We start from the raw sequence: 4,535 nt of genomic DNA on the forward strand, positions 1-4,535 counted from the left end.
CTTTTGATCGTCCGTATCCAGAATGGTAAAGTTGCTTTTGAGGCCGACCAGTTCGGCGTGGCGGCGCAGCAGTTTCACACAGATCGAATGGAAGGTGCCGAGCCAGCGCATCCCTTCCGCTTCATTGCCAAGCATGCTGCCAACGCGGATTTTCATCTCGCGCGCAGCTTTATTCGTAAACGTCACCGCCAGAATTTCGTTTGGACGTGCTTTGCCCGTGTTCATCAGATGTACAATGCGGGTCGTCAAAGCCTTGGTTTTGCCCGTGCCAGCCCCTGCCAACATAAGGACAGGACCATCCAAGGCTTCCACCGCTTCGCGCTGCGCCTCGTTCAACCCATCCAGATAAGGTGTAGGGCGCGCAGAGGTCATTTGCCCCATCGCGCGCTGGCTTAGCGATGCGCCTTCAAAGGCGTCCATTTCGTCAAAACTACTCATATCGCCATATCTAACGCGATTTCTTGCGTTGTAAAAGGGAAGTTCTCGCTCTGTTCTAAATTCTTTGATGGACAAATCATGCTGCACTGCCGCATATGCGCCCATGGACCTGAATAGCAGATTCCCCGCGATTTCTGATCTACGCCGCACTGCCAAGCGGCGCATTCCGCATTTTGTGTGGGAATACCTCGACAGTGCAACCGGCAGCGAGGCGACACAGCGCCGCAATCGCGCAAAGCTGGATGAGGTCTTGATGATGCCCTCGGTGTTGCACGGCGAGATGGTTCCGGACCTTTCTATAGATTTCCTAGGGCAGAAGATGCCACTGCCCTTTGGCATAGCGCCTGTGGGCATGTCTGGTTTGATTTGGCCCGATGCCGAACGCCTCCTGGCGCGCGCGGCGGCCAAGCTCAACATCCCATACACGCTTTCTACGGTTGCCACCCGCACGCCTGAAGATATCGCGCCCGAGTTGGGGGAACACGGCTGGTTCCAGATGTATCCGCCCCGCGATGAAGGCATTCGCCGCGATATGCTGGCGCGCGCCAAGGCGGCAGGTTTTCACACTTTGGTTCTAACGGTTGATGTGCCCGTTGCCAGTCGGCGGGAACGTCAGCTGCGCGGCGGCCTGCAACAGCCACCGAAACTCACACCCCGTTTACTCGCACAGGTCGCGCTGTGTCCTGCTTGGGCGATGGGAACTGCGCGTCTTGGCATGCCGCGCATGCGCTTGATGGACAGCTACATCGATCACGTGAAGGGCGATACAACAGGTTTGAGCAGCACAGCGCATGTGGGCTATCTGCTGCGCACATCACCCGATTGGGAGTATGTCACTTGGCTTCGCGACAACTGGGACGGCAAACTGATCGTCAAAGGCGTTTTAGATGCCAATGATGCGCCCAAGCTGGAAGCGGCTGGCGTTGATGCACTTTGGCTCTCTAATCATGCAGGTCGCCAATTCGATGCGGCCCCCGCCCCGATTGAGGTGCTGCCAAAGATACGTGCAGCAACGCCGTTGCCTCTGATCTTCGACAGTGGAATCGAAGGCGGTCTCGATATTTTGCGCGCGCTCGCGCTTGGTGCGGACTTCGTAATGATGGGCCGCGCATGGCATTATGCGCTCGGCGCGCTCGCAGAAGACGGCCCCGAACATCTTGCAACAATGTTAGCGTCAGACATTAGCGCAAACATGGGACAAATCGGGGCAAAATCACTCGAACACCTTTCACAATCGCTCTACGTACCTTAAAGGCACTGCCAATTTGGTATACAAACTTTACCACTAGCGGGATGCACCACTTGTATCCCTGACTTCAAAGCCAGACAGCAAGGATCGCTGCCATGACTGAATTTCGTAAAATCCTGATCGCCAACCGCGGTGAGATCGCTATCCGTATTATGCGGGCGGCCAATGAGATGGGTAAAAAGACCGTCGCCGTTTATGCGGAAGAAGACAAACTCGGCTTGCACCGCTTTAAAGCGGATGAAGCCTATCGCATTGGCGCAGGCATGGGGCCTGTTGCGGCCTATCTGTCGATTGACGAAATCATTCGCGTGGCAAAGGAATGCGGCGCAGACGCTATTCACCCTGGTTACGGTCTGCTGTCCGAGAACCCCGAATTCGTAGACGCCTGCGAAGCCAACGGCATCACCTTCATCGGTCCAAAGGCTGCAACTATGCGCGCGTTGGGCGACAAAGCCTCTGCCCGTCAAGTTGCGATTGAAGCAGGCGTTCCAGTTATCCCAGCGACTGACGTGCTTGGCGATGACATGGAAGCGATCAAGAAAGAAGCCGGCGAAGTTGGCTATCCTTTGATGCTCAAAGCGTCATGGGGCGGCGGTGGTCGCGGTATGCGCCCGATCCATTCTGAAGATGAAGTCGAAGAAAAGGTACTTGAGGGTCGCCGCGAAGCCGAAGCTGCCTTTGGCAATGGCGAGGGCTATCTTGAGAAGATGATCACCCGCGCGCGTCACGTTGAGGTTCAGATCCTCGGGGATACGCACGGTGGCATGTACCACCTGTTCGAGCGGGATTGCTCCGTTCAGCGCCGTAACCAGAAAGTGGTTGAACGTGCCCCTGCGCCTTACTTGAGCGAAGAGCAGCGCGACGAAATTTGTGCGCTTGGCCGCAAGATTTGTGCGCATGTGAATTATGAGTGCGCCGGTACTGTTGAATTCCTGATGGATATGGAAACCGGCAAGTTCTACTTCATCGAAGTGAACCCACGTGTTCAAGTAGAACACACGGTGACAGAAGAAGTCACTGGCATTGATATTGTGCAAGCACAGATCAAGATCGCGGAAGGCAAGAGCATTGCTGACGCGACAGGCAAAGCGTCCCAAGATGAAATCCGCCTGAATGGTCATGCGTTGCAGACACGGATCACGACGGAAGATCCACAGAACAACTTCATCCCAGATTACGGCCGTATCACTGCGTATCGCTCAGCGACAGGCATGGGTATCCGCTTGGATGGCGGCACCGCATACTCTGGCGGCGTGATCACACGTTACTACGATAGCCTTTTGGTAAAAGTGACGGCACATGCGCAGACACCCGAAGCGGCGATTGCCCGTATGGACCGTGCATTGCGCGAATTCCGTATTCGCGGTGTCAGCACCAACATCGCGTTTGTTGAGAACCTGCTGAAGCACCCGACGTTCCTCAGCAATGAGTACACAACGACCTTCATCGACAACACGCCGAACCTGTTTGATTTCTCCAAACGCCGTGACCGCGCGACGAAGATTTTGACCTATATCGCGGATATCACCGTGAACGGGCATCCTGAGACAACGGATCGTCCTGAGCCTTCTGCGGATGTTAAAACACCGACGCCGCCAGCGGCGCGCACGTCCGAGACGCCTTACGGCACCAAGAACTTGCTCGATGACAAAGGTCCGCAGGCGGTTGCCGATTGGATGTCCGAGCAGAAGCAGCTTTTGCTGACCGACACAACGATGCGCGATGGGCACCAATCCTTGCTCGCCACGCGCATGCGTTCCATCGATATGATCAAAGCGGCCCCTGCTTATGCAAGCAACCTGTCGCCATTGTTCTCGGTTGAGTGCTGGGGCGGCGCGACGTTTGATGTGGCTTACCGCTTCTTGCAGGAATGCCCATGGCAGCGTCTGCGCGATCTGCGTGCTGCTATGCCGAACGTCATGACGCAAATGTTGCTGCGCGCCTCTAATGGCGTGGGCTACACGAACTACCCTGACAACGTGGTGCAGGAATTTGTGCGCCAAGCGGCTGAAACCGGCGTTGATGTTTTCCGCGTGTTTGACAGTCTCAACTGGGTGGAAAACATGCGCGTTGCGATGGATGCGGTCATTGAGGCGAACAAGGTTTGCGAAGGTACGATCTGCTACACAGGCGATATCTTGGACCCGAACCGCGCGAAATATGACCTCAACTACTATGTCGCGATGGGTAAAGACCTAAAGGCCGCGGGCGCGCATGTGCTCGGCCTGAAGGATATGGCAGGTCTGCTGAAACCCGCTTCTGCCAGCGTCTTGGTCAAAGCGTTGAAGGAAGAGGTTGGCCTGCCGATCCACTTCCACACGCATGATACGTCTGGCATTGCAGGCGCGACAATCCTTGCGGCCTCCGAAGCGGGTGTCGATGCGGTTGATGCGGCCATGGATGCCTTCTCTGGCGGCACGTCTCAGCCATGCCTCGGCTCTGTCGTAGAAGCGCTGCGTCACACCGAGCGCGACACAGGTCTTGATATCGAAGCGATCCGCGAGATGTCTGATTATTGGGAGCACGTACGCGCACAATATGTGGCGTTTGAAAGCGGTCTCGCAGCGCCTGCCTCCGAAGTTTACCTGCACGAAATGCCCGGTGGTCAGTTCACCAACCTCAAAGCGCAAGCGCGTTCCTTGGGGCTGGAAGAGCGTTGGCCAGAGGTCGCTCGCACCTATGCGGATGTGAACCAGATGTTTGGTGACATCGTCAAAGTGACGCCGTCCTCCAAAGTGGTTGGCGATATGGCGTTGATGATGGTCTCGCAGGGTCTGACGCGTCATGAAGTGGAAGATGCGGACACTGATGTGGCCTTCCCTGACTCTGTGATCGACATGATGCGCGG

Annotated in this window: 3 protein-coding genes; 2 read left to right on the top strand and 1 reads right to left on the bottom strand. The window is 56.1% G+C overall.

All coding sequences use genetic code 11. From position 1 onward, the window contains the following. Positions 1 to 438, bottom strand: a 438-nt coding sequence (locus ABJQ89_RS10550; protein WP_348496199.1) for a UvrD-helicase domain-containing protein, incomplete at its 3' end; no start/stop codon positions are given. 103 nt (positions 439 to 541) lie between these two features. Here ABJQ89_RS10550 and ABJQ89_RS10555 point away from each other — a divergent pair. Both ABJQ89_RS10555 and ABJQ89_RS10560 read left to right on the top strand, forming a co-directional pair. Continuing rightward, the gene (locus tag ABJQ89_RS10555; RefSeq protein WP_348496200.1) at positions 542 to 1,690 is read left to right on the top strand and encodes an alpha-hydroxy acid oxidase; all 1,149 of its coding nucleotides are present in this window, start codon (positions 542 to 544) and stop codon (positions 1,688 to 1,690) included. Between the two features lie 92 nt (positions 1,691 to 1,782). Beyond that, positions 1,783 to 4,535, top strand: a 2,753-nt coding sequence (locus ABJQ89_RS10560; RefSeq protein WP_348496201.1) for a pyruvate carboxylase, incomplete at its 3' end; no start/stop codon positions are given.

This window comes from Planktotalea sp. (assembly GCF_039984035.1).
GTDB lineage: Bacteria > Pseudomonadota > Alphaproteobacteria > Rhodobacterales > Rhodobacteraceae > Planktotalea.

Coding starts and splice junctions, on each gene's coding strand:
- ABJQ89_RS10555 (WP_348496200.1), top strand. CDS start 542: ATGGACCTGAATAGCAGATTCCCCGCGATTTCTGATCTACGCCGCACT.